The sequence below is a fragment of the Metabacillus kandeliae genome (assembly GCF_021166585.1).
Taxonomy (GTDB): Bacteria; Bacillota; Bacilli; order Bacillales; family Bacillaceae; genus Metabacillus_B; species Metabacillus_B kandeliae.
Genome location: NZ_JAJOZE010000016.1, coordinates 19,493 through 43,778, shown reverse-complemented (window position 1 = coordinate 43,778; position 24,286 = coordinate 19,493). Strand labels below are relative to the sequence as shown.

At 45.6% G+C, this 24,286-nt stretch carries 20 protein-coding genes and 1 pseudogene; 16 read left to right on the top strand and 5 right to left on the bottom strand.

What is annotated here, in order from left to right:
* Positions 1 to 78: 78 nt before the first annotated feature.
* Positions 79 to 399: pseudogene (locus tag LRR81_RS19955) on the top strand (VOC family protein); the annotation flags it as partial.
* A 118-nt stretch (positions 400 to 517) separates the two neighbouring features.
* Here LRR81_RS19955 and LRR81_RS19950 read toward each other — a convergent pair.
* Positions 518 to 1,360, bottom strand: a complete 843-nt coding sequence (locus LRR81_RS19950) for an immunoglobulin-like domain-containing protein (protein WP_231791176.1) — start codon at positions 1,358 to 1,360, stop codon at positions 518 to 520.
* Positions 1,361 to 1,506: 146 nt separating this feature from the next.
* On the opposite strand from LRR81_RS19950, the gene LRR81_RS19945 reads away from it, so the two are divergent.
* The 4 genes from LRR81_RS19945 to LRR81_RS19930 all read left to right on the top strand — a co-directional run bounded on the left by LRR81_RS19945 (position 1,507) and on the right by LRR81_RS19930 (position 6,034).
* On the top strand, positions 1,507 to 2,097 hold the full coding sequence (locus LRR81_RS19945; RefSeq protein ID WP_231791175.1) for an LOG family protein: 591 nt from the start codon (positions 1,507 to 1,509) through the stop codon (positions 2,095 to 2,097).
* Entirely contained in the window at positions 2,097 to 2,849 is a 753-nt protein-coding gene (locus tag LRR81_RS19940; RefSeq protein WP_231791174.1) for an SDR family oxidoreductase, read from the top strand. Before LRR81_RS19945 ends, LRR81_RS19940 begins: the two co-directional genes overlap by 1 nt.
* Before the next feature lie 289 nt (positions 2,850 to 3,138).
* Positions 3,139 to 4,872 carry an ABC transporter ATP-binding protein gene (locus tag LRR81_RS19935; protein ID WP_231791173.1) on the top strand — a complete coding sequence of 578 codons (1,734 nt, stop codon included), beginning with the start codon at positions 3,139 to 3,141 and terminating at the stop codon, positions 4,870 to 4,872.
* A gap of 121 nt (positions 4,873 to 4,993) precedes the next feature.
* Positions 4,994 to 6,034, top strand: a complete 1,041-nt coding sequence (locus LRR81_RS19930) for an SDR family oxidoreductase (RefSeq protein ID WP_231791172.1) — start codon at positions 4,994 to 4,996, stop codon at positions 6,032 to 6,034.
* A 285-nt stretch (positions 6,035 to 6,319) separates the two neighbouring features.
* Here LRR81_RS19930 and LRR81_RS19920 read toward each other — a convergent pair whose 3' ends face one another.
* Together LRR81_RS19920 and LRR81_RS19915 are read right to left on the bottom strand one after the other, a co-directional pair.
* Entirely contained in the window at positions 6,320 to 7,519 is a 1,200-nt protein-coding gene (locus tag LRR81_RS19920) for an MFS transporter (protein ID WP_231791171.1), read from the bottom strand.
* Positions 7,509 to 7,952: a MarR family winged helix-turn-helix transcriptional regulator gene (locus LRR81_RS19915; RefSeq protein WP_231791170.1), complete on the bottom strand. Its 444-nt coding sequence runs from the start codon at positions 7,950 to 7,952 to the stop codon at positions 7,509 to 7,511. The genes LRR81_RS19920 and LRR81_RS19915 overlap by 11 nt, the downstream gene beginning before the upstream one ends.
* Before the next feature lie 338 nt (positions 7,953 to 8,290).
* On the opposite strand from LRR81_RS19915, the gene LRR81_RS19910 reads away from it, so the two are divergent.
* Positions 8,291 to 8,920 carry a cell wall hydrolase gene (locus LRR81_RS19910; protein WP_231791169.1) on the top strand — a complete coding sequence of 210 codons (630 nt, stop codon included), beginning with the start codon at positions 8,291 to 8,293 and terminating at the stop codon, positions 8,918 to 8,920.
* Positions 8,921 to 9,281: 361 nt separating this feature from the next.
* Here LRR81_RS19910 and LRR81_RS19905 read toward each other — a convergent pair whose 3' ends face one another.
* A complete protein-coding gene (locus tag LRR81_RS19905) occupies positions 9,282 to 9,842 on the bottom strand; it encodes a hypothetical protein (RefSeq protein ID WP_231791168.1) in 561 nt (186 codons plus the stop codon).
* A 118-nt stretch (positions 9,843 to 9,960) separates the two neighbouring features.
* Between LRR81_RS19905 and LRR81_RS19900 the strand changes: the two genes are divergently transcribed.
* From LRR81_RS19900 to LRR81_RS19855, 10 genes are all read left to right on the top strand, one after another.
* On the top strand, positions 9,961 to 10,407 hold the full coding sequence (locus tag LRR81_RS19900; protein ID WP_231791167.1) for a staygreen family protein: 447 nt from the start codon (positions 9,961 to 9,963) through the stop codon (positions 10,405 to 10,407).
* A gap of 249 nt (positions 10,408 to 10,656) precedes the next feature.
* Entirely contained in the window at positions 10,657 to 11,112 is a 456-nt protein-coding gene (locus LRR81_RS19895; protein ID WP_231791166.1) for a hypothetical protein, read from the top strand.
* 125 nt (positions 11,113 to 11,237) lie between these two features.
* A complete protein-coding gene (locus LRR81_RS19890) occupies positions 11,238 to 12,539 on the top strand; it encodes an ATP-binding protein (protein WP_231791165.1) in 1,302 nt (433 codons plus the stop codon).
* A 15-nt stretch (positions 12,540 to 12,554) separates the two neighbouring features.
* On the top strand, positions 12,555 to 13,706 hold the full coding sequence (locus LRR81_RS19885) for a DEAD/DEAH box helicase (RefSeq protein WP_231791164.1): 1,152 nt from the start codon (positions 12,555 to 12,557) through the stop codon (positions 13,704 to 13,706).
* A 12-nt stretch (positions 13,707 to 13,718) separates the two neighbouring features.
* Complete coding sequence (locus LRR81_RS19880; RefSeq protein ID WP_231791163.1) at positions 13,719 to 15,902, top strand: DNA topoisomerase III; 2,184 nt, start codon at positions 13,719 to 13,721, stop codon at positions 15,900 to 15,902.
* A gap of 201 nt (positions 15,903 to 16,103) precedes the next feature.
* Complete coding sequence (locus tag LRR81_RS19875; RefSeq protein WP_231791162.1) at positions 16,104 to 17,843, top strand: metallophosphoesterase family protein; 1,740 nt, start codon at positions 16,104 to 16,106, stop codon at positions 17,841 to 17,843.
* A 175-nt stretch (positions 17,844 to 18,018) separates the two neighbouring features.
* On the top strand, positions 18,019 to 19,920 hold the full coding sequence (locus tag LRR81_RS19870; protein WP_231791161.1) for an ABC-F family ATP-binding cassette domain-containing protein: 1,902 nt from the start codon (positions 18,019 to 18,021) through the stop codon (positions 19,918 to 19,920).
* A 57-nt stretch (positions 19,921 to 19,977) separates the two neighbouring features.
* Positions 19,978 to 20,640, top strand: a complete 663-nt coding sequence (locus tag LRR81_RS19865) for a cobalamin B12-binding domain-containing protein (protein WP_231791160.1) — start codon at positions 19,978 to 19,980, stop codon at positions 20,638 to 20,640.
* The gene (locus LRR81_RS19860) at positions 20,606 to 21,379 is read left to right on the top strand and encodes an STAS domain-containing protein (protein ID WP_231791159.1); all 774 of its coding nucleotides are present in this window, start codon (positions 20,606 to 20,608) and stop codon (positions 21,377 to 21,379) included. The genes LRR81_RS19865 and LRR81_RS19860 overlap by 35 nt, the downstream gene beginning before the upstream one ends.
* A gap of 639 nt (positions 21,380 to 22,018) precedes the next feature.
* On the top strand, positions 22,019 to 22,480 hold the full coding sequence (locus tag LRR81_RS19855; RefSeq protein ID WP_231791158.1) for a DUF5063 domain-containing protein: 462 nt from the start codon (positions 22,019 to 22,021) through the stop codon (positions 22,478 to 22,480).
* A 129-nt stretch (positions 22,481 to 22,609) separates the two neighbouring features.
* Here LRR81_RS19855 and LRR81_RS19850 read toward each other — a convergent pair whose 3' ends face one another.
* On the bottom strand, positions 22,610 to 24,166 hold the full coding sequence (locus LRR81_RS19850) for an ABC-F family ATP-binding cassette domain-containing protein (RefSeq protein ID WP_231791157.1): 1,557 nt from the start codon (positions 24,164 to 24,166) through the stop codon (positions 22,610 to 22,612).
* Between the last annotated feature and the right edge of the window lie 120 nt (positions 24,167 to 24,286).

Genomic DNA, 24,286 nt, shown 5'->3' with positions numbered 1-24,286 from the left:
GAGGAAGAGATGAACATTTCTATGCAAAAAATAACACCCCATTTGTGTTTTGAGCACCAAGCTTAAGAGGCAGTCAATTTTTATGTTTCTATTTTCAAAAACTCCAAAATCATGAATGTTACGAGGTTTAGCAAGGGAGAACATGGAACAGAGGGAACTACTAGAACTGTTAGCTTTTATCTTGATGGACAGGAATTAATGGCATCAAATGGGGGAACTTATTTTACATTTAGCAATGGTATTTCTCTTTATGTCTCATGTGAAACTCAGGAGGAAGCAGATCGTTTATGGGAGGAACTTTCGGCAGGAGGGGAAAAGCAGGGTTACGGATGGCTGAAAGACAAGTTTGGCGTAAGCTGGCAAATCACTCCTATGGGGGAGCGTAATAGTGAATTGTAATAAGGAGCTGCTTTGTGGCAGCTTTTTTGGTGTTTGCTTTGAAAGTGGTCAAATTTTCTAAACAAAAAATGAGAAGCCCCATTGCTTTCGGGCTTCTCGAACCAGTGTTTTGCCAACACTATTTAACTTCAAAATAAGCAGCAAGGTTCTGCTTTAAATCAAATCCGCTTACATCAACACTCTTAATAACCCGGTACTTACCTCTTTCAAGCGGACCGGCATCTATATTGAAAGGATGTTCAGGGGTAATAAGAATACCAACGGCTGAAGCAGCCTGATGAGGATAAATGATCTCTTCCCAGCGGTTATGGCGGTATTTCTCAACGATATAGCCCGCGCCTGTCATGAGAGGGAGCGGTCCAAAGCTTACATACGTCAGCTTCACAGCTTCATTTGTTTGATAAACTTTTTTACTGGGAGAAAACTTGGCATTGATTTCGGGTGTTATGGCATAAACGGAAAACAGCGCCGCATCTTCGGCTTTACCCGCTTTGCTTAGTATCTCGCAGCTTAACAGATAAAAAGCATTTTCTTTCCTGGGAAGGATCGCTTTAAAGCTCAATTTGCCGGATACTTGCTCTTTGATTAAGGAAATCCTCTTTAAATTTATATCCCGTTCCGTCAGCTGAAAACGGATGTTCATGCCCTTTGGTCTTGAATTTAAAGTGAATGCCACCTCTGACCCGGGGAGCTGATAGCCATTTGTGATGGACCCGCCGATTTTTCCTTTTCCCTTGCCGGAAAAGCTAAGCCATTTTCCAGTAGCAGGTATATATTCGGTTTTCTGAAGCTTTGTGTCGAAGGCTTGAAGATTAATGCCCTTCACCCTGCTCGTATCGCCAATCTCGCTCGGTACATTTCCATAGCTCGATTTTTTATAGCTGATGATGGACCCTGCAGAAGCGCCGCAGCCTGAGAGAAACAGGACAAGAATCAATAAACTGAAGAGTGCTTTTTTCATTCCTTTCCCCCTCTGTTTTGTCCCCACTATTATATCATGGGAAATGGAATTTATTTACTGGTCAATTTTTCGGTTTTTTTCCACATTTTCTGCGGGAATAGTGAAGTAGAATAGTAGTAAGAGAATCAAAGTCTGGAGTTGAAAGAATGAAATCGATTTGTATTTTTGCCGGCTCCAGTGCCGGCAATCATGAAGAATATCGGATGAAAGCGAAGGAGCTTGGCCGGTTCTTGGCTGAGCGGAACATTCGGCTCATATATGGAGGTTCAAAGACGGGCCTGATGGGCGAGGTGGCGAATGAGGTTCTGAGTCATAACGGGGAAGTCACCGGTATTATGCCTTCAGGTCTTTTACGCGGGGAGATTGTTCATGCGGAGCTGACTGAGCTGATTGAAGTGGACAGCATGCATGAGCGAAAGGCGAAAATGGCGAGTCTTGCGGATGGGTTCATTGCTTTGCCTGGCGGGCTCGGGACGTTTGAGGAGCTTTTTGAGGTGCTGTGCTGGTCGCAGATCGGCATTCATGAAAAGCCGATCGGGCTCTACAATGTAAGAGGCTATTATGACCCGCTGCTGGCGCTCGTTCATCATAGCGCAGAGGAAGGCTTTGCGAAAAATTCGCCCCTCAGCCTGCTGCATGCAACTGAAGATCCGGCAGAACTGATACAGTACATGGCGGATTACGAAACACCTGTTTTAGAAAAGAAATGGCAGGTGCGGAATGAAGGTGAAAAGTGATGAGGCTTAAGGGTAAAACAGCCCTTGTAACTGGCGGATCAAGAGGGCTTGGGAAAGCCGTTTGCGCTTCTCTTGCAGCAGAAGGGGCAAAGGTGATCATCAATTATTTTCATAACAGCAGCCAGGCTAATGATGCGGCAGAAGAAATCAGACAGCAGGGCGGCACTGCTTTTGCCGTTAAAGGAGATGTAACAGATGAGAAAGGGGCAGCTTCCCTTATTGCTGAGTCAAAACAGCTTCTGCAGCAGCCAGTTGATATTTTAGTAAACAATGCAACAGGCCCGCAGCCGGAGCTGAGCCTTGAAGAGGCTTCATGGAAGGATTATGAGGATCAGCTGGTGTTTTTCGTCAAAGCGCCTTTATTGCTGATGAAGGCGGTGCTGCCTGACATGAAAGAAAGTGGCGGATCTGTTATTAACATTGGCAGTGAGGTTGTTCAGCTTGGCAACTCTTCCTTTTCAAATTATGTAACAGCGAAATCAGCGATGCTTGGAATGACGCGTTCGTGGGCGAGCGAGCTTGGGGCATATGGAATCAGAGTCAATTTACTGAACCCGGGGTTTGTGCCGGTCGAGCGGCATGAAGGTGTCGGACAGGATGCCCTGATGGCGTATCAGAAGAATGTCCCGCTCGGAAGGATGGGAATCCCGGCTGATATCGGCAGTGCCTGCGTGTTTCTTGCTTCAGACGAGTCTTCGTTTATCACAGGCCAGAGCCTGTCTGTTAACGGAGGCAATACTTTTGGCATCTGAAAAGGTATAATAAAAGCGATTCCCTTCATCCCGTTTTTCGGAAAGGAATCGCTTTTTGTGTTTGAATGCTTCTTTTTTCACTTTATCGGCTTTTGTTTTCGTTTTTCTGACGTGCAGACTTAAGCCGGAATCTGCGCCTCTAAGCATCTCAGGATTGCTGGCACCGTTTCGGATGCTGTGCAGCCGTTTTTTGTGAGCTGAACTTTTGCTCATGACTATCACCTCTATATGGATTTTCATCTATTTTACATCAAAGAACTTTCTATAGAAAGAGAGAAGGAGAAAAAGTATGAAAGGCAAAAATCAGCTTTCTTCATTTATTCAGCTTTTAAAGCTGGAGAAGCCGCCGGTTTCCATGGTGGTGACCGTCTTTTTGCTGAGCCTGCTTGAAACAGGGGCAAGCCTGATTGTCCCGCTTTTTACAAAGCAGCTGGTCGATCAAGTATCAGGAGCAGGGCTTAAGCCGAATATTATCGTTCTTTTAGTTTCCGCTTTTGTGCTGCAGACAATTTCGGGAGGTGTGCTGTATTATTTGCTGTCCTACATAGGCGAAACGATAGTGAAGGGCATCAGGACAAGCCTTTGGGCACACATTCTGAAGCTCCCGATTTCCTATTTTGACAAGCATCAGTCAGGGGAAACGATGAGCAGGATCACACAGGATACGAACACGATCAAAACCCTTATCACAAACCATCTTGTCACGTTTGTTTCAGGCATCATCTCTATCATAGGTTCTATTATTTTTCTGCTCATGCTGGACTGGAAAATGACGTCTATTATGCTGACGGTTGTTCCGCTGTCGCTGCTGATCTTAATGCCGATCGGGCGGAAGATGTATAAGATTTCTAAGATGACACAGGATGAAATGGCTTCGTTCAGCGGCAATCTCGGCCGGGTGCTTGGAGAAATCCGGCTGGTGAAATCCTACAGCGGGGAAGAAGCAGAAGGAGAAAAGGGCCGGGAAGGCGTGCAGAATCTCTTCCGGTTTGGACTGAGAGAAGCAAGAATTCAGGCGATTATTTCTCCATTTATCACCACAATTATGATGCTTGCGCTCGTTGTGCTGATCGGCTACGGCGGAGTCCGTGTTGCTTCAGGAGAGCTGACAGCAGGTGCGCTCGTCGCCATTATTATCTATATGTTTCAAATTATCGTTCCGTTTACGCAGCTCGCCTCCTTTTTCACAGCCTTTCAAAAAGCCATGGGAGCAACAGAACGGATCCACGAGCTCTTTCAGATGAATAAGGAAGAGGACAAAGCGGGTGAGGAAAAGCTGGTGAGCAAAGACCTCCATTTTGAAAATGTTTCTTTTTCCTATCAAAATGAAAAACCAATCCTGCAGGATGTTTCTTTCAGTGTTCCTTCAGGTAAAACCGTCGCCCTTGTCGGTCCGAGCGGGAGCGGTAAAACTACTATTTTTTCTTTGATCGAGCGGTTTTACAGTCCTGTCTCAGGAAAAATAAAAATAGGCGGCAAGGATATTAAGGAAGAGAGCCTTCTGTCCTGGCGGAAGCAGATTGGCTATGTGTCACAGGAAAGCCCTGTGATGTCAGGTACGATCACGGACAATATTTGCTATGGTCTTGGAAGAGAAGCTTCTGAAGAGGAAATCAGGCATGCTGCCAAAATGGCCAATGCCGCCGACTTTATTGAAAAGCTGCCTGACAGCTATCAGACGGAAGTAGGGGAGAGGGGCATTAAACTTTCAGGAGGACAGCGGCAAAGAATTGCCATTGCCAGGGCGATCTTAAGAAATCCGTCGTTTTTGCTTTTGGATGAAGCGACTTCAAGCCTTGACAGTGAATCAGAAGGCCTTGTGCAGGAAGCCCTTGGCAACCTGATGAAGGGAAGAACCACATTTGTCATCGCCCACAGGCTTTCCACTGTTGTGGATTCTGATCAGATTCTTGTGCTGGAAAAAGGGGCTATAACAGGACAGGGAACACATGAAGAGCTGTATCACACGCATCCGCTGTACAGAAAGCTTGCAAGCCAGCAGCTGCAGACAGCAAAAGATTGATAGATAGCCGGAGATTCCTCCGGCAGAAACTGCCGTATTGACAAGCGGCAGCTTCTCTTATATTATATGTTTAAACACTTAAACACTTAAACATATAAACAAATTAAGGGAGGATATAAAAATGAACCCAACCACAGTATTAGTCACAGGAGGAACAGGATATCTGGCATCCTGGATCATAAAGTATCTGCTGGAAGAAGGACACACAGTCCGGATGACTGCCCGCAATAAGAATCAGCAGGAAAAGTATGCTCATCTTCTTGAAATCGAAGCAGCTTCACCAGGGACATTGCAGGTATTTGAAGCCGACCTTTTGAAAAGAGGAAGCTTTGATGAAGCGGCTGAGGGGGCAGAGTACGTGTTTCACACAGCCTCCCCATTTATCATCAGCGGCATTAAGGATGCTGAAAAGGATTTGGTTGAGCCGGCACTGGAAGGTACCCGTAACGTGCTGAATTCTGTTAATAAGGCGGATTCCGTGAAGCGCGTCATTCTCACCAGCAGCGTGGTAGCGATCTATGGAGACAGCATAGATATGAAAGGAAAAGAATTTTTCACAGAAAAGGATTGGAATACCACTAGTTCAGCCGGCCATCAGCCTTACAGCTATTCCAAAACGATTGCTGAAAAGGAAGCCTGGAAAATAAACGCCGAACAGAATAGATGGGACCTTGTCACAATTAACCCTGGATTCCTTCTTGGACCTTCACTGGCAAAACGTGTCGATTCTACAAGCATTGCAACCGTTTTGGATTTGCTTAATGGGAAATACAAAACAGGGGTTCCAAACTTGCTTAATGACACGGTGGATGTGCGGGATGCGGCCATCGCCCATCTTTACGCAGCCTTTAAGCCAAATGCTTCAGGCAGGTACATCTTATCCAATCAGGCTGCGAGCCTCTTGGATTTTGCCAAAGTACTTGGGAAAAACAGCAATGGTCAGTATGCTCTTCCGAAAAGAGAAGTACCGAAGCCGTTAATTTGGCTGCTTGCACCTTCTCTTGGATTGACAAGACAGTATGTTTCTAAGAATGTTGGATTGCCGCTGAAGTTTGATAATACAAGGAGCAAGAAAGAACTCGGCATAAGATACCACTCACTGGAAACAACGCTGACGGATCAAAAGCAGCAGCTTATACAGGATGGGTTAGTGCGGAAGTGATCGGGTGAAGCATAACTCCTCCAAAGCGTTTACAAAAGGCTCTGTTAATTTGGCTGTTGATTTCCGTTTCAGGCGTCCGCTTTCCGCGGGGCGGGCGCTGAGCCTCCTCGGCGCTTTTGCGCCTGCGGGGTCTCATCTGTCCCGCTGCTCCCGCAGGAGTCTCCCGCCTGCCACTCCAATCAACAGGTGTGTAAAAATAAACAATCTTCTTAAACATAGCCTAACAAAAAAAGAAGAGATGCCCTCTAAGTTTACAGGGCATCTCTTCTTTAATAAGCAGGTTATTTACAGTTGCCTTCCCGGTTCGTATGCTGTCTGTGCTCTCTTCGCTTTGCTTACCCTTGTGTAGACAAAGAGGGCGAGCAGAATGAGAATGGCCGCGAAGAAGTACAGCCTGTTATAGCCGAAAGCGGCGGCAAAGATGCCAAGAACATAAGAGCCGGCCGCGATCCCTGTATCAAACAGCGTAAAATAAGTTGCTGTCGCATGGCCGCTTCTTTTATGATCAGCCGACTGAATGGCGAGCGTCTGAAAGCATGGCACGAGCGTCCCGTAGCCAAGCCCGATTAAAGCTCCTGAGAAAAGCAGCATAAAAGCGGAATGAGTAAAGCTTAAGCAAACCATTCCTGCTGCAAAGAAAACGAAGGCCGGCAGAATAACGACCTTGGCGCCTGCTGTGTCAAACAGCCTTCCGACAAACGGACGGGAGATCAGCATCACAACGGCAAAAATGACAAAGAAGTAGCTTGCCGTGCTCATCAGCCCAAGCTGTTTTGCGTAAATCGAAATAAACGAAATAACACTTGCGTAAGAAAAGGCAACAATGCTTGCCGTAAGGGCGACAGGAAGTGCTTTTGTTTCGAATAAATCATGTATGGAAAGCTTCTTTTTAGCAGGAACAGCATGTTCATGCACAGGTACTTTAATGAAGAAGGTGAAGAGAACCCCAACGGCTAAAATGAGACCAAAAATAACAAACAGCGTTTGAAAACTAACAAACTGCAGCATGCTCAGAGCAATAAAAGGTCCGCAAACAACGGCGAGATTCATAGACATTCCAAAGTACCCGAGTCCCTCGCCTCTTCGTTTTACAGGAATAACATCAGCTGCGATCGCGCCTGTAGCTGTTGTAATCACGCTGAACCAAATGCCGTGAATAAAACGAAGAATTAACAGGGTTATAAATCCTGATGCCAGCATATAAACAAAGGTTGTCAGCATAAAGAGAATCATGCCGATGATCAATAATTTTTTTTTGCCGAAATCCTGCAGCAGCTTGCCCGAAAAAGGGCGGACAAGAATAGCGGAAAGCAAAAAGGCGGTTACGACAAGCCCTGCTTCTGTATCAGATCTGTGAAGCGTATCAAGCACGTAAACCGGCAGGCCTGTTAAAAGGCCGTAAAATGCCAAAAAAATAAAAAAGTTTATGAGAAAGACACTCACAAAACTTTTTGTCCAAATCGGTGTTCTATTTTCACTGCTCATTATGTTCCTCCAATTGATGTGAATGTTGTGTGCTGCCCATTTTTTTCAGCAAATGAAACAGCATTTCTTTTTCTTCCTGTGAGAGATTCTGCAGCATATCCTGTTCAAATTTATCGGTTGTTTCCTTTACTTCAGGAATGAGGATTTTTGCTTTTTCTGTCAGCTGAATGATCCTCTCCCGCTTGTCAGCGCCTGTCGTCCGGGTAATCCAGCCGCAGTCTTCCATTCTTGTCAGCGTTCTTGTAATAGTAGGAGCTTCTACATTCAAGTAGCGCCATATATCTGTCTGGCTTAAAGGGCCGAAACGGTCCAATATGTAAAGAATGGACCACTGGGCATTATACAAATCATGCTGCTGCAGGCGGCTGTTTGCCTGCTTTGTGATGCAGCGGTATTTTTGAAAAAATTCATGAATAATTAATTGATTGTTCATTATCATTCTCCTAATTGGTTACCTAGGTAAATAATAAAGGATAACCTTGCTTTTTTCAAGTGATTCACAAAACTATTTGCTGGGACTTCCATCACTTATATTCCGGCATCAGAATCCCGTCTTACGCCCCAATCAAAATAGTTTTTCTTTGCCTGTTTTATGAAAGACCCGCCAAAAAGGCTGAGAAAGTCAGGAAAACAGAGGAAATTCTTCTTAAATTCTCCTCAGTAAAGCTGATGATGTATAAGAGGGGCTGAGGGGGAGCGCAAATCTTTGAAAAGAGTTTTCTATTCTGTTAGGGTAGTACAGGAGCAACTACAAAGGGAGGAACTTAGAACATGAAAATGAAAAATCTAGTACTATCCTCAGCGGTAGCAGTTGGGGCTCTAACATTTGCAGGACAAGCGAGCGCAAGCGCAAAGGAAATTAACGTACATAAAGGTGACACCTTGTACGGCCTTGGGCAGCGATATGATGTATCCATTTCATCTATTAAAGAAGCGAACAATAGAACAAGTGATATGATATACGCTGGAGAAAACCTTGAGATTCCTGGCGAAAATGTAAAGGCGGCAGCAAAAGAGACAGTGAAAGCTGCTTCATCTCAGGATCTTTCCTACGGTGATAAAGATTTGCTCTCGCGACTCGTTGACGCTGAAGCAAAAGGCGAGCCTCATGAAGGGAAAGTAGCAGTTGCTTCTGTTATCTTGAACAGAATGGAAAGCAGCAAATTCCCTGACACTGTGAAGGATGTTATCTATGAAAAAGGACAATTCTCACCAGTTGCCAATGGAGCAATCAACGATGCTGCAACAAAAGATGCAGAGAATGCAGTAGAAGAAGCACTGGACAAAGGTGCGGACAGTGATGGACCGCTATATTTCTATAACCCTAACGGTTCAGGCTCAGGCTTCATGGATGGAAAAGTAAAAGTTGAAACAATCGGAAACCACGTGTTTGCGAAATAATGCATAAGGAAAGCCGGGCTGCTTAGCCCGGCTTTTTTTTTGAGGATAATTTTCAGATGTTCAGCACCAGCGCTTGTCGGGGCTGAACGAGCGGCTTCCGCATTTCTAGATTGTCCAGCTCCAGCCGCTAGCCCCTCGAGGTCATAAGCCGGTCATCCAGAGAAAGGAAAAGTCGCCTTTCTCCGGCTGCCCGTCTTATGCTTGTCGGGGCTGAACGAGCGGCTTCCGCATTTCTAGATTGTCCAGCTCCAGCCGCTAGCCCCTCGAGGTCATAAGCCGGTCATCCAGAGAAAGGAAAAGTCGCCTTTCTCCGGCTGTCCGTCTTATGCTTGTCGGGGCTGAACGAGCGGCTTCCGCTTTTCTAGATACATTCAATCTTCGTCAATAAATGAAGCCATTTGTTGACGAGCGGAGGCAGGGTTGGGAATAGGGGGTGGAGTCCTAAATCTTTTTCGGATAAGTCCTCATAGGAAATCCCCGTTTCGCTGCATACTTTTTTAATTAATTTACTCAATTCTATTTCCTGTGTTTCAAAAAAGAAGTTAATTCCGGTGCATTCCTGGACTTTTTCAAGCATGCCTTCATTTAAAAAGTAAATATCCTTTAAAACGATCGGCATTCTGCTGATTGTCTGGCTGCCATCTGGCCCCAGGTCATGAAAGATGTGATGCGAACTCATATAAAGTTCTGCTGTATCTTGGTCGCCAATTAGAAAATAATTTGTTTCGCCGCAATGATTGCATGTAATGGAAGCTTTGTGGTCATTGTCGCGAAAAGGGAAGAAACCGTCGATTTGTGATTTGCAGTAAATGCAAAAGGCAGGTGTCGTATATGAGGAAACGGTCAGGTCGCCGGAAGGGTCATAACTGTACGTGATTTTATCCAAATGCTCGTGATCAGGAAAGACAGCGTTTCGTTCCATTCTATATCCCTCCTTTCTGCATATATTGGATTATTTCCCTCTTTTTTATAAAAAGAAACGGAGTAATCTGTTTTTAAAGCTTCTATATACATATGCCCAAAACCCAAAGGAGGCTGCAATGGAAAAATTAAACCCTGGCAAACTGTCTGTATCCTTTGAATGCGGTCTTTCCCTGTACGGGCCGGCAGAGGGACGAAAATATACGCTGACGCACTCCGATCAGACAGGTCAATTGTTTCTTATGATCCGAAGAGAGTATGCTTATGAGAAAATTACGAGCATGCGGGATGAAGTACTCGGATTGTGGCTGTATAGAAATAGAAGGATTGTGTTTCAGGCATATGTGCATGTGGATGACGTGTATCAGCCTGGAGTTTCAGAAAAAAGAAATGCCATTTTTGTAAAAGAGCTTCCGCTTGCCCTTGGGGCCATCCGGTACGGGGACAGGCAACTGTTTTCCTGGTGTCCTGAATTGGATGCCGCGCCGATTTGGGTGTTCTTTCAATCAGGCAGCCCATCTATCATGCGAAATGAATACTTTGGTCCTTTCAGCAAATACCGTTAGGGGGAAGGAATGGGAAGGGCCATCCTCTAGTTGTTTTGAATGGCTTCATTGAAACAGTTATCTTTTTCACCTCCTTTTCCTTACCTTTCTATTCAAACGAGGCATTCCCTGCTTTATTTTTAAACGGGTTCTATTGACAGTGTTTTTGCCATATAATAAACTGAGTTTATTTCCAAAAGAGGTTTTACCAGCAAAAGAAGAGGGTAAACACCATGTTGCCTTTTTAAAAAGGAGAAAGTAGAACAGCAAGTGAAAAACGAACAGATCAAACAGATGACAGATGCTCTTCTCTTAAAGTCCGGCAGTGCAGCGGACATGATCATTGATACATTTTTTCCGGATGGACGCCTGATTGGCGGAAAGTATAATCTTGGCTCTCATACCATTACGATTTATACAGAAACGATCAAAAGACAATGCATGCAAATGTTTCATTCGCTTGAAAGATATGCGGAATATCTGGAGGCTGTATGCGCCCATGAAATCGGACATGCAGAGGATCTTGAGCTTGAAGGTCTGGCGGAAAGGCTGGAAAATCCTTCAGCGAGCGATTCCGAAAAAAAGCGCATTGCTTTAAAAATCGAAGAAAACGCCTGGGAGTATGCTGAAAAGCTTTTGCCTGAAGCAGACCCTGAATTTTTTCAAACCATTGTGAATCAATCGCTTGAATCTTATAGAGATGCCCTCCTGATGCCGGGCGCTTAAAATCTTGCTGGATTTTCCAGCAAGATTTTTTATTATTTTCCTCGTTTGGAAGTTAAAATGATAAGAGAGCGAAATCCCTCAAGAAGTTTAGATGAGGCACTTTGAGACAAAGGCGGAAAGCGGATATGGAACAGTCACATCGCATTGCCCTGAGAATTTCTTTCTACTATATAATATCAGGTCTGCTCTGGATTCTGGTCAGCGACTGGATTTCCATGGTTTTGGCACAAAATCAGCTGGAGCTGTATAATGTTTATCAGCACTCAAAAGGCTGGCTGTTTGTGTTCCTGACTGGTATCGTATTGTATATCCTTATTTTTAAAAGAACAAAAAGCTTGATACAATCAAGAAATGCCCTGATTCTTAAAGAAGAGGAACTGCGGAGAAGCAATGAACATTACCAGTCCCTGTATACAAACAATCCGGATGCCGTTTTTGAAATGGACAAAGCAGGGAATATCGTGAACCTGAATGTGGAAGGCGAAAAAATGATCGGCAGCGGGCAAAAGGACGTCAAGGGCTGCCGTGTGGATCATTATATTGCAGCAGAGGAATGGGAAGCATCAAAACAGGCTTTCCAACAGGTGCTGCAGGGCCACCCACAGAAATTTGAAACAGTCATTGTTAACCGAAAGCAGGAAAAGCTGATCTTGCGCTGCTCACTCCTTCCGATTGTGGTTGAAAAGCAGGTGAGCGGAGTATTCGGAGTGGCGCGTGATATTACAGAAGTGCGGAAAAGCGAGGAACTGATGATTTCATCTGAAAAGATGTCTGTCATTGGCCAGCTTGCTGCGGCAGTTGCGCATGAAATCCGAAATCCTTTAACATCATTGAAGGGGTTTATTCAGCTCATGCAGGCAACAAAAGAGGTTGATGACACACATCTGGACATTATGATGTCAGAAGTGGACCGCATCAACCTGATAGCAGGTGAAATGCTCATTCTCGGCAAAAAACAGGAAGTCCGGTTTCAAGTGGAAAATCTTTCGGAAATTTTGAAGCAGGTCTTTGTGCTGCTTGAAGCCCAGGCCCATCTTGATAATGTTTCCCTTGTATTAGAGGAAGAGCTTGAAAGAGGGCTGTATGTTTATGGCGATGCCAATCAGCTGAAGCAGGTCTTTCTAAACCTGATTAAAAATGGCATAGAGGCCATTGAAGGAAACGGTGAAATTCTTGTGCATGTAAAAAGGGAGGAAGACCAGGCCGTCATCCTTTTGAAGGATAACGGCTCAGGCATTGATCCGGAGCTTATGAGCCTGCTCGGCCAGCCTTTTTACTCAACGAAGGAAAAGGGGACAGGCCTTGGCCTGGCTGTCTGCTTTACGATCGTTTCGCGCCATAAAGGAACCATTCATATTGACAGTGAAAAAGGAATTGGAACAGCCGTGACCATCAAGCTTCCGGCAGCAGACATTCCGAATGGATAAATAAAGGAGTTTACTATGACAGAAATAAAGAAATTAAGCCCATTTTTACAGCAGGCATGGGAAAAGGCAGGCTTTGCCGATCTCACGCCGATTCAGGAAAAAGCGATCCCGCTTCTTTTGGAAGGGAAAGATGTGATTGGACAGTCCCCGACAGGGACAGGAAAAACACTAGCGTATCTTTTGCCGATCCTTGAACGGCTGGATCCTTCTATTAAACAGCTGCAGGCCGTCATTTTAGCCTCTTCGCATGAACTGGTGATGCAAATCACGGAAGAAATCCAAAAGTGGACAGCAGGCAGCGAATATAAGGGAGCATCCTTTATCGGAGGCGCCAATATCAAGCGTCAGGTTGAAAAGCTCAAAAAGCCGCCGCAGATTGCTGCCGGCACCCCTGGACGCATTCACGAATTAATTAAAATGAAGAAAATGAAAATGCACCAGGTCAAAACAATTATTATCGATGAAGGCGATCAGCTTCTTGTGCCTGCTCATCTGCCGACTGTGCAGCAGATTATCAAATCGACTTTGAGCGAGCGCCAGATGGCACTCTTCTCAGCGACGCTTCCTGAAGCAACAGAAACAGCAGCGAAAGAGCTGATGAAGGATCCTGTTGTGGTGAGAGCAGAGGATGCCCCAAAATCACAGGCAGAGCACATTTATTTCGTCTGCGAGCAGAGGGATAAGCTCTCCATGCTTGAAAGGGTTGTAAGGGCAAATCCGGTCAAGACGCTTGCGTTTATGCGTGATATTGGCAATTTGACCGTTGCCTCTGAGAAACTGGAGTATGACCGGATTCCTGCCGGCGTCCTGCACAGCGATTCCGGCAAGCAGGACCGCGAAGCAGCGCTGAAGGGCTTCAGAAGCGGCAAGCATTCCCTTCTGCTGGCAACAGATGTTGCGGCAAGAGGTCTAGATATCAAAGAATTGCAGCAGGTCATTCATGCGGACTTCCCTGCTGATATGGATCAGTACGTGCACAGGTCCGGCCGCACAGGCCGCCTCGGTTCCGAGGGAACAGGGCTTGTCGTGTCGCTTGTGACGGAAAGAGAAGAGCGCGAATTGAAAAAATATGCAAGAGAGCTCGGCGTTGAGCTTCAGAAAAAGCTGATTTATCACGGCGAGATTATGAGCGAAGAAGAACGGGCGAATTTTGGAAAAAGAAGATAAGAAGGTGTTACTTTGAGTAAAACGCTGGTACTGGCAGAAAAACCATCTGTCGGAAGAGATATAGCACGCGTACTGAATTGCGGGAAAAAGGGAAATGGCTTTTTTGAAGGAGACAAATACATTGTGACATGGGCCCTCGGGCACCTTGTGACATTGGCTGATCCTGAAGCATATGGGGAAAATTTAAAAAATTGGTCGCTTGAAGAGCTGCCGATTTTGCCTGACAGGCTGAAGCTGACAGTGATCAGGCAAAGCAGCAAGCAGTTTCATACGGTAAAGGCCCAGATGAACCGGAAGGATGTAGCTGAAATTGTCATCGGCACAGATGCCGGACGCGAGGGCGAGCTTGTGGCGCGCTGGATCATTGAAAAAGCTCATGTGAAAAAGCCTGTCAAGCGGCTTTGGATTTCCTCTGTGACCGATAAAGCGATCAAGGACGGCTTTAAAAATCTGAAAAACGGCAAAGAGTATGAAAATCTGTATCACTCAGCCGTTGCGCGGTCTGAGGCTGACTGGTTTGTCGGCATCAATGCGACCCGCGCGCTGACAACGAAATACAATGCCCAGCTTTCAGCAGGGAGGGTGCAGACACCGACTGTTGCGATCATTGCGAAGCGCGAGGAAGAAATCAAAAGCTTCCAGCCGAAACCGTTTTATGGCCTGACCGGAACGGCGGAGGGCTTGAAGCTCACTTGGCGCGACCGGAAATCAAAAGAAACGAGAACCTTTTCAAAAGAAAAAGCAGAAGGTCTTCTATCTGCTTTAAAAGGGAAAAAGGCGCTTGTAACAGATGTGGCGAAAACAGCAAAGAAAAGCTTTGCCCCACGGCTTTATGATTTGACCGAGCTTCAGCGCGATGCCAACAAAATGTTCGGCTTCTCCGCGAAACAAACACTGTCTGTGATGCAGAAGCTGTATGAGCAGCACAAAGTGCTCACCTATCCGCGGACAGATTCCCGCTACCTGTCAACAGACATGGTGGATACGCTGAAAGACCGCGTAGAAGCGTGCAATGTGCAGCCATATGCCAAGTTCGCTTCCAGAATCCTGTCCAAGCCGATTCAAACGAGCAAAGCCTTTGTTGACAACAGCAAGGTCAGCGACCACCACGCGATCATCCCGACGGAGCAGCATGCTGTGCCTGGCGCGCTCAGCGAGCAGGAACGGAAAATTTATGATTTGGTTGTCAAGCGGTTCCTGTCTGTTCTTTATCCGCCGTTTGAATATGAGCAGACAACCGTTTCTGCTGAAATCGGAGGCGAAGAATTTTTCGCCAGAGGCAAGCGGATCACAGCCCAGGGCTGGAAGGAAATTTACGGCAAGTATCAGGATGAAGAAGAATCTGATGGTGTAGCCGACCAGATTCTGCCGGCAGTCCAAAAAGGCGATGCTTTTGCATCTGTCGCACTGAAGCTGACAGAAGGCAAAACAAAGGCGCCTGAACGATTTAACGAAGCCACGCTTCTGACTGCGATGGAAAATCCTGCCCGCTATATGGCAGGAGAGGACAAGGAACTGATCAAAACCATCGGGGAAACCGGCGGTCTTGGTACAGTAGCGACAAGAGCGGATATTATTGAAAAGCTGTTTAACAGCTTTATGATCGAGAAAAAAGGACAGGAAATTTTTATTACCTCAAAAGCAAAGCAGCTGCTTGAGCTGGTGCCTGAGGAATTGAAATCACCAACCCTTACAGCCGAGTGGGAGCTGAAGCTTTCCTCCATCGCGAAAGGCAAGCTGAAAAAGGACGCCTTTATCGGTGAGATGAGAAGCTATGCAAAGCAGGTTGTGCAGGAAATTAAAAACAGCAAGGACACCTTTAAGCATGACAACATGACAGGCACAAAATGCCCTGATTGCGGCAAGCTCATGCTTGAAGTGAACGGCAAAAAAGGCAAAATGCTTGTCTGCCAGGACAGGGAATGCGGCCACCGCAAAAACATTGCAAAGGTCACAAACGCCAGATGTCCAAACTGCCATAAAAAGCTTGAGCTTCGCGGCGAAGGAGAGGGCCAGATCTTTGTCTGCAAATGCGGGCACAGGGAAAAAATGTCCTCGTTTAACGAAAGACGCAAAAACAGCAAAAACAAAAATGTTTCCAAGCGTGAAGTCGCAAGCTACATGAATAAGCAAAACGACGACTTCTCCAATCCGGCTCTTGCAGAGGCACTCGCAAAGCTGAAAATGGATAAATAATGGGAAAGCGAACCGGGTGAGGATCCTGGTTCGCTTTTTTTATTGGAAACCCAGCAGAAAAAGGTATATGTAAAATCCTTCTTAACACAATCAATAAATGAACGTTTCTGGAATGAAATGGTTGACATCATTTCTTCACCAGCCCTTAACGTTTACTCGCTATACTGAAGCTGAAGCAAGCAGGAAAGCGAGGGGAAAGTAATGAAGAAACATCCTATAAATGCCGGTTTAATTGTTTTGTATGCCGCTTTTATGATGATTCTACCTGTTCAGACTCAAGCTGCATCACCTGAAGCAAAGGACGGGGGAATCGGGGAAGCAGCAGAGCACAGCGAATTTTCGATTCTTAACAAGAAAGAAATCAATGATATTATCTATCCGCTTTTTTCAACACCTGCCATCAAGAAGCAGGGACAAACGCTGACTGTGAAAGTGGATACACATGGCAAGGCCCCTGAAGATTGGCAGGTCAAGATTCAGAGTCCTGAACAATCACCGATCAAAGCAGCTTATTCCCTTCAGACGGTTTCAGCTGAAAAGGGATCTTCCTACTGGAAAAAGGATGGGACGGTTTATGATGTTACCGTTCAGATACCAGAGGATGTGCCCGAAAATCTTTACGATCTTGCTGTCTCCTATAAGGCAGACGGTGAAAAACAAACAGATGTGCAGCATCATTCGGTAAAGGTTGTAAAGGAGTTTAAAAAGGACTTTTCCTTTATTCATTTAACGGATATCCATGTCGGCTCGCCTCGTAACCTTGTGAAGCTTTCCTATGCGAAAGAGGCTGGCATTTGGAATCCGGATGAGAGCAAGCGCTGGCTTTACTTAAACAAAACAATTCAGGAAATTAACCTGCAAAAACCGGATTTTGTTCTTTTATCAGGCGACCTTGTTTTTGGACAGCTGAATCCCGGAGAATACTCTTATGAATACAAGGAGGTCTTCCGTGTGCTGCAGCAGCTGCAGGTACCAGTCTACATAGTACCTGGCAATCATGACGGCTATGCGCAGGACCTTTCCCTCTCAGATGGATTAAAATACTGGAATGAAACGTTCGGTCCGACTTACTTTTCATTTGATTACGGCCCTTATGCCCACATCGCTGCATTGAACTCCTTTGACTGGGATAAGAAGGACCGCACCGGAAGCGGCACGGTTTCCGTCAGAACATGGGGAGGGCAGGTCAGGGAAGAACAGATGAACTGGCTGAAAAATGATCTGGCTGAAAATGAGAAAAAGACAAGTCCGGAGCAAATGAAAATTCTGATGTCCCACAACAACCCGCTTCATCATGACAGAGATATTTGGCCATCCTCAGACCCTGAAGTGGTGCGCTACTGGAAAAACTATGACGAGCAGCATAACCCGCAGACCCTTTCCAACCTCCTGCTTGGCGAAAAACTTGGAATTAAATATGATCAGCTCTGGCACGGGGAAGGCTCCAAGGAGATCCTTGTTTTGATGAAACAGTACAGCATCAAGCTTGGCGTTCATGGACATACACACGAAGATCGAATTGATGAAAGAGACAGCTCCATTTTTGCGACGACGACTTCTGTTGAGCTGACCGGTGATCCATGGGTTGGCTACAGAACTTTCCAGATGAAGAATGGCAGCATGGATCCTTCCTATATTTACAGCGGAACTGAGAATTCAGTACCCGTCTACCAAAATGGCGATACGGCAGCAGGGGTCATGTCAGCGCAGGCAGATTATGCAGGGCCGAATGACGGGACGGGAGATTCACAGACCGTAACGCTGACCAACCGGCTGAACAGGGCTGTTACGTATCATGTTCCCCTTTTCTTAACAGCCGGCTCCTATCAGGCAACAGCGGGTGAGCTTAAAATGATAGAAGAGAATGACGGCATGGTACAGATGGAAGCAGAAATCACAGTTCCTGCCAATAGTTCCCAGAAAACAGTCATTTCCCACTAGGAGCTCAAAATATTGTAGAATAAGGGTAAATAAAGTGAGCCAATACGGTTCACTTTATTTAGTTTGCAAAAATGAATTACAATAGAAGGAAATGTTCTTTTTTTTGACATGTATATGTTTCCATGTCTTTTTATAGAAAAAGAGGGTAAATACCTGAATAAGGGTTGGGAAGCAAATGAGCATATTATCAGTTGAAGATTTATATAAAACATACGGTGAAAAAGTCCTGTTTGATCATATCTCCTTTTCAATCGCCGAAAAGCAGCATATTGGTCTTGTCGGCGTAAATGGCACAGGTAAATCCACATTATTGAAATTTATAGCTGGCATCGAGTCGGCAGAGTCAGGCAAAGTGACGCACGCCAATGATTTTCAGCTGGAGTATTTGCCGCAGTCGCCAGATTTAGATGAGGACCTGACTGTGCTTGAGCAGATTTATTACGGGGATTCAAAGGTGATGACCGTTCTCCGCGAATACGAACAGGCGCAGGCTGACTTGGAATCGGCTCCTGAAGATGAAAAAAAGCTTGCCCGCTTAATGAGCATGCAGCAGAAAATGGATGAGCACGATGCCTGGGATGCCGGTACATCAGCCAAAACCGTACTGACTAAACTTGGCATTACAGGTTTTTCAGATAAGGTAAAATTGCTTTCTGGCGGCCAAAAAAAACGGGTCGCAATTGCAAAAGCCCTCATACAGCCAAGTGATCTCCTGATATTGGACGAACCGACCAACCATTTGGATCAGGAAACAATTGAGTGGCTGGAAGGCTTCCTTGCCCAGTTCAAAGGCTCTTTTGTGATTGTGACGCATGACAGATATTTTCTGAACAGAGTAACCAATCAGATGTATGAGCTTGATAAGGGAAAACTTTACTTTTATGAAGGAAATTATGAGAGCTTTCTAGAAAAAAAGGCAGAAAGAGAAGAACAGGCCGTTCAAAGCGAATCTAAAAGGCAAAATCTGCTCCGCAGAGAGCTTGCGTGGCTGAGAAGAGGCGCCAAAGCGAGAACAACAAAGCAAAAGGCAAGAATTCAAAGAGCTGAAGCACTGCAGGAGCAAACATTCGATGGCCCTGCCGGGGAGCTTGATTTTGCCCTGGGCTCTGTCAGACTTGGCAAAAAAGTCATGGAGCTTGAGGGTGTTGCAAAATCCTACGGGGAAAAGCAGCTTGTTCAGGATTTCAGCTATCTCGTTGTTCCTGGCGACCGAATTGGCATGATCGGGCCGAACGGTACGGGGAAATCGACCCTTTTAAATATGATGGCCGGGAGAGTTCAACCGGATGCCGGCATCATTGAAACAGGTGAAACCGTCCGGATCGGCTATTATACGCAGGAAAACCTGGAAATGAACGAAAGCTTGAGAATCATTGATTACATTAAAGAAGCTGCAGAGGTTGTCCAGACGACAGAAGGTGTCACCATTACGGCAGAGCAGATGCTGGAGCGCTTTTTGTTCCCGAGATCAGCCCAATGGAACCTGATCCGCAAGCTCTCAGGCGGTGAGAGAAGAAGGCTTTATCTTCTTCGTGTACTGATGGGAGAACCGAATGTCCTCTTCCTTGATGAGCCGACAAATGATCTGGATACGCAGACGCTTTCAGTGCTCGAGGAATACCTTGATCAGTTTCCAGGCGTTGTGATTACCGTATCCCATGACAGGTATTTTCTGGACCGCGTGATTGACCACCTGTTTATTTTTAAAGGAAATGGCGTTATTTCCCGCTTTAATGGCAGCTATTCCGAGTACATGGCAGCGAAGATGGTACAGGAGACGGCGGAAAAGAAAGAAGCTTCTAAGGCAGTGGAGCAGGCCTCAAAGGTAAAGGAGCCCCGCAAAAAGCTGTCATACAAAGATCAGCAGGAATGGGAAACCATTGAAGAAGTGATTACTGAGCTTGAAGAGAAACTCGCTGAAATCGGGGCTGGAATTGAAGCAGCCGGCAGCGATTATGGTGAAATTCATCAGCTTCTTGAAAAGCAAAAGGAAACAGAAGCAGAGCTTGAACGGACGATGGACCGCTGGACAGAGCTTTCCCTCCTTGTGGAAGAGATTGAAAAGTCCAAGGCTTGAGTCCGGACAGAACCCTCCTTTTAGCTTGCATCAGAAGAGAAGATGGGAGTGAAAGAAATGACAGAAGTGCATAAAAAACTGGCTTTTTTCTTTTTGGACGGAGACCACGCCTCAGCCTGGGAAATTGTCAAAGAAGATCTCGCAGCCGGCAAAAACACGATGGAAATTTTTGAAGAACTTTTTACACCAGCAATGGGGGTAATCGGAGAGATGTGGGAAGACAATTCCATTACTGTTGCTGATGAGCATCTGGCCACCTCGACATGTGACTTTGTGCTTTCCCGCTACCAGCATGATGTGACGCAAAAACGGAAAGATCCGCAGAACGGCCGCAAAGCCCTGTTCCTCTGCGTGCAGGATGAAAATCATTACCTGGGCTTAAAAATGATTGATTTGCTGTTTAAAGAAAAAGGCTGGACAACCAAATTTCTCGGGTGCAATCTTCCCTTGGAATATGCCGTGTCCGCGGCTGAAAAGTGGAAGCCGGATGTGATTGGACTCTCCTTTACAACCGCCTACAGAGTCAGCTCCCTTGCCGGATATATTGAACAGCTGGAAGCATTGGACCACAGGCCAACGGTGCTGCTCGGCGGAAGGCTTGTCCCGCTTCATGATTTTAAAATGCTATGCTCGGAACATACAAAATTGATACCTTCACTTGAGGATTTAAATGGGTGGTTAAATTATGGCTTCAGCAGAAAAGAACAAATCCCAAATTAATAGAAACTTTCCGCTTCCTTATTTTCAAATCACAGAGGAATTTGAAATAGTGGACTACTCAGGGGAAGCGGAAGAACAGTTTGAGATCCAGAGCAGCTTCATGGATCTTCTTGATGCTGGAAGCCGGAGAAAAGCAGTAAACGTTCTTCAGACACGGCAAAAAGGGGAAACAGAACTTGCCATGGTCACGAAAGACGGCTCCCTAAACACCTTTCGAATCAACTTCAAATGGGATGGCGCTGAAGCTGGCCTGATCTGCAGCCCGCAGGACAGCCACATGGAGAATCTGCTTGGGAAAATTGAACAGCAGCAAAAAAGACTTGCTGAAACCGATCTTGAGCTGCTGTTCAAAAAGGAAGAGCTGGAAGAATCCCTTTTGCGGATTACGGAGCTGTCGGGTCCGGTCATCTATCTCTCTGAGAAACTCGTCCTCATTCCGCTTTTTGGCGACCTTGATTCTGCGCTTCTAGGTGAAAACAGAAGCCGGATTGCCAGCAGCCTGAACAGCAGCAGTGCAGAAAAAGCAATCATTGACTTCAGTGCCGTAGGCAAAGTAACGGACGAAGGAGCTGGCCATGCAGCAGATTTCCTCACTGAATGCAAGCTGATGGGAATCCAACCGTATTTTTCCGGCCTTAAACCCGCCCACGCCTTTGCCCTGCACAGAACCGGCAGCCGTTTTGACATCGAAGCGTTAAGCAGCCTGAAAAAAGCGATAAAGAAACTGTTTTCCTTCTGACGGGAAGCTTCTGTTTTTTGGGGCAGGAGCTTTTTTGTTTTTTTGGGGGGAGTGCTTTGAGGTGAGAGATCCTTGTCTCTGAAACCAGTGAACAGGGAACCCGCATATAAAGGCCTGAACCCGCATATAAAGGGTTGAACCTGCACGTAAAGGGTTAAGAACCCGCACGTAAAGGGTTCAACCCGCACATAAAGGGTTGAACCTGCACATAAAGGGTTGAACCTGCACATAAAGGGTTGAACCAGCACATAAAGGGTTGAACCTGCACATAAAGGGTTGAACCAGCACATAAAGGGTTGAACCTGCACATAAAGGGTTGAACCCGCACATAAACGCTGTAACATGCAAGGAAAGGATGCAGCCTGCATATAAAATTTCAAAACCCGCAAATAAAATTCCAAAACCTGCAAATAAAATCCTCAAACCTGCATATAAAACTCGCAAACCCGCATATATTCGGCGTTTTTCTTTACTCTGTTAAAGCGAAATCTTGCATTTGGGAGTAAAAAGTGTCCGTTTTGGCTCAGAATCGCCAACAAATCACTCAATAGCGTGCAAAAACCAGCCAGCACGGCTCTGTATTCTCTATCCGACAATACCCTCTACAAGAGGCATTCTTTAATATCGGAGGATTTAAGTATGATAAATGAAGATGTTAAGAGTTTTCTTTCCTCAGCTAATCATTATTGTACTATGATTGATTCGCTACATGGTTTTAATGAAAAAAGTTTGGACGAACTCCTTGCTGCACTTCTAGAATTATACATAAAGGCACTAAGACTTCCTGAAGTTGAACCTGATCATGCAGAAGCACCACAATTTGAAATTTCTTTTCCAAAGGCCGATTTCGCCAAATATGAATATTACTGGGAAGTATTTGACCCCTATAAGTTAGAAGAGCCAGTGTGCGGAAGCCTGTCAGACGATATTTTAGACATTTATAAAGACCTTAAAGAAGGTATCATATTATTCGAGCAAAATACGCCTAACGAAGCAATTTGGCATTTGAAGTTTAGTTTTCAAACCCATTGGGGTTTGCACGCAGTAAATGCTTTACGTGCGCTGCATGCCGTAAAAGGCGATATTAAAGAAGAATGCTGATTTTTACACACCTGTTGATTGGAGTGGAAGGGGGCCGACTGGAACGGAAATCAACAGCCAAATTTTAAAAAAAAATATAAAAAAAGCCGGCTGCAGCCTCCTCAAGAGGCACAGCCAGCTTTTTTATCATTAAAACACCTTAGTAGTCCAAGATTCGCAGTTCCATGTTTCAGTTGCGACTTCGCGGTAGAATTCCGGTTCATGGCTGATGAGAAGGACGCTGCCTTTGTAGGCTTTCAAAGCGCGCTTCAATTCTTCTTTCGCATCCACGTCCAAATGGTTTGTCGGCTCGTCAAGCACGAGAAGGTTGCTTTCGTTGTTAATGAGCTTGCAGAGTCTGACTTTCGCTTTCTCTCCGCCGCTCAATACTTCGACCTTGCTTTCGATATGCTTTGTTGTGAGTCCGCATTTAGCAAGGGCTGCACGCACTTCAGCCTGGTTAAGCGAAGGAAACTCCTGCCATACTTCTTCAATACATGTATTGTGATTGGCTGTTTTGATTTCCTGTTCAAAATAGCCGATTTCCAGGTAATCGCCGAGCATAGCCTCACCTGACACAGGCTTAATTTCGCCAAGGATGCTGCGCAATAGCGTCGTTTTCCCGATTCCGTTGGCACCGTAGAGAGCAATTTTCTGGCCGCGCTCCATGCGGAGGTTCAGCGGTCTTGAAAGCGGCTCATCATAGCCGATCACAAGGTCTTTTGTTTCAAAAATCACTTTGCCTGCTGCTCTTGCTTCTTTAAAATGGAATTCTGGCTTTGGCTTTTCTTTCGCCATTTCGATGACATCCATTTTATCGAGCTTTTTCTGGCGTGACATCGCCATGTTCCTTGTGGAAACCCGGGCTTTGTTTCGGGCAACAAAGTCCTTCAGTCCGGCAATTTCCTGCTGCTGCTTTTTATAAGCTGACTCCAGCTGCTGCTTTTTCACTTCATAGATTTGCATGAAGTTGTTATAGTCGCCGACATAGCGGTTCAGCTCCTGGTTTTCCATGTGATAAATCAGGTTGATCACACTGTTCAGGAAGGGAATATCATGCGAAATAAGAATAAATGCATTTTCATATTCCTGCAGGTAGCGCTTCAGCCATTCAATGTGCTGTTCGTCCAGATAGTTCGTCGGCTCATCGAGCAGAAGGATTTCCGGCTTTTCAAGAAGCAGCTTGGCTAGAAGCACTTTTGTCCGCTGTCCGCCGCTTAAATCCTGCACTTCTCGGTCAAGGCCGATATCAGTCAGTCCGAGGCCGCGGGCAATTTCCTCCACCTTTGAGTCAATAACATAAAAATCGTTTGTTGTTAATGTATCTTGAATGATGCCGACATCTTCGAGAAGCTTCTCAAGCTCATCAGGATCAGCGCTGCCCATTTTATCGTATGAGGCATTCATTTCCGCTTCAAGATCAAACAAATATTGAAAAGCGCCCTGCAGGACATCACGCATTGTCATCCCTGTCTCAAGAACAGCATGCTGGTCAAGGTAGCCGACGCGCACCTTTCTTGACCATTCAACTTTTCCTTCATCAGGCTCAAGCTTTCCGGTAATAATGTTCATAAACGTTGATTTTCCTTCGCCGTTCGCGCCGATCAGGCCGATATGCTCGCCTTTCAGCAGCCGGAAGGAAACATCGTTGAAAATCGCGCGGTCGCCAAAACCGTGGCTCAGGTTTTTAACATTAAGGATACTCATTTGCCAACACCTTATCTTTCTATTAGGCTCTATCGCAAAGCCTTTTTTAAAATGGAAATCCATTTGAAATTTTTTATGCACATCTACGATTATAACGAAGGAAAACTGAGAGGGAAAGAC